The 1,772-nt window shown below is 56.3% G+C and carries 2 protein-coding genes; both read left to right on the top strand.

Going from position 1 to position 1,772, the window contains the following annotated elements:
- Positions 1-216: 216 nt before the first annotated feature.
- Entirely contained in the window at positions 217-1,236 is a 1,020-nt protein-coding gene (gene trhO / locus B2W52_RS18865) for an oxygen-dependent tRNA uridine(34) hydroxylase TrhO (protein WP_273018220.1), read from the top strand.
- 21 nt (positions 1,237-1,257) lie between these two features.
- Positions 1,258-1,772 (top strand): DUF481 domain-containing protein (locus B2W52_RS18870; RefSeq protein ID WP_286803898.1); only part of this gene is annotated, 515 nt, incomplete at its 3' end.

Below are 1,772 nucleotides of genomic sequence, written 5' to 3' on the forward strand. Positions count from 1 at the left end.
CGCCTGACCCGACCGGGCTGGGGTCAACTTTCCGCCGTAGTTGAGCGTGAACTGGCTGATGAGGCGGACTGACGATTTGATCCCCGGGTAACCCCGCACTTGATCGTGAGCCTGAGTTGGTTAAAATTTGCGCCCTCTCAGGCTCCAGCCTTTGATACTTTCAACCAGTTCCGAAACCATGCTCCGGATTTACGGTCCGGCCCGCAGGAGAAAATGATGAGCAACAACGTTGTTGTCTGCGCACTGTACAAGTTCGCAGTCCTGAATGATTATAAATCCCTCCGCCAGCCGCTGCTGGACCTGATGCTCGAGAAAGACGTGCACGGCACTTTGCTGCTGGCGCGCGAGGGCATCAACGGCACCATTGCCGGCAGCCGCGAAGGCATTGATGCCGTGAAAGACTGGATCGCCAGCGACGAGCGGTTCGACGGCATTGATTACAAAGAGTCCTTTGTGGACATCCAGCCGTTCAAACGCACCAAAGTGAAGCTCAAGAAAGAGATCGTCACCATGGGTGTGGACGGTATTGATCCGAAGCGGATTGTCGGCACGTATGTGGATCCGAAAGAATGGAACAAACTGATTTCCGATCCGGATGTGGTGCTGGTGGATACCCGCAACCAGTACGAAGTGGAAATCGGCACCTTTGAAAATGCCGTCAATCCGGCCACTGATACCTTCCGGGAGTTCCCGGAATACGTGAAACAGAACCTGGATCCTTCGAAGCACAAGAAGGTGGCGATGTTCTGTACCGGTGGAATCCGCTGCGAGAAATCCACCGCGTATCTGAAGGAGCAGGGTTTCGAGGAGGTCTATCACCTCAAGGGTGGCATCCTGAAATACCTGGAAGAGGTACCGGAAGAGCAGAGCCTGTGGCACGGAGAGTGCTTTGTTTTTGATGACCGGGTAACGGTTAACCACCGGCTGGAGCGTGGCGATTACGACCAGTGCCATGCCTGCCGCAGGCCGATTACCGAAGAAGACAAGCAGCGCCCCGAATATGAACAGGGTGTGAGCTGCCATCAGTGCATCGAATCGCTGACCGAAGAGCAGAAAGCCCGGTTTGCCGAGCGTGAACGCCAGATGCGTCTGGCAGAGGAGCGGGGCGAAGCCCACGTTGGTGGTGAAGCCGCGCGCATCATTGCCGAGCGCAAGGCCCGGAAAAAGGCTGAAAGAGAACGTCAGGCCCGGAAAAGCCTCGATGGCGAGAGGGCGAGGAGCACCGAGGGCGCCTGACCAACCCCCAAAGGAGACTTCATGGATTTACGACAGGCTGTAGCCATTACCGCAGTTGCAATCGCGCCCTTTGCCAGTGCGCAGGAGGCAGACAACTGGAAGGGCGAAACCGAGCTGGGTGTGTTGATCACCTCGGGCACTACCGAAGAGACCAACATCAAGGGTCGCCTGGGGTTGGTCCATGAAGTCGAATCCTGGCGCAACAGCGGGGAATTCCGAACCAACTACTCCGAGACAGAGGACGAGACCACCACCGAGAAGTACCTCGCTGAGCTGGAGACGAACTACAAGTTCGATAAAAATCAGTACTGGTTTCTGCGGGGATCATACGAAGATGATCGTTTCTCCGGCTACGATTTCGAATCCACGGTAACCACCGGTTACGGTAACCGGGTCTGGACCTCTGGCGAGCGCTCCTTCCTCGATCTCTCGGTCGGTGGCGGTTACCGCTATAATAGACTTGAGATGGTCAACGCCAAGGGCGAGGACACCGAGAAAGAAGCGATTGCCCGCCTGGCGGGAAAGTTTGATTACGC

The organism is Marinobacter sp. UBA2498, assembly GCF_002341575.1.
Taxonomy (GTDB): Bacteria; Pseudomonadota; Gammaproteobacteria; order Pseudomonadales; family Oleiphilaceae; genus Marinobacter; species Marinobacter manganoxydans.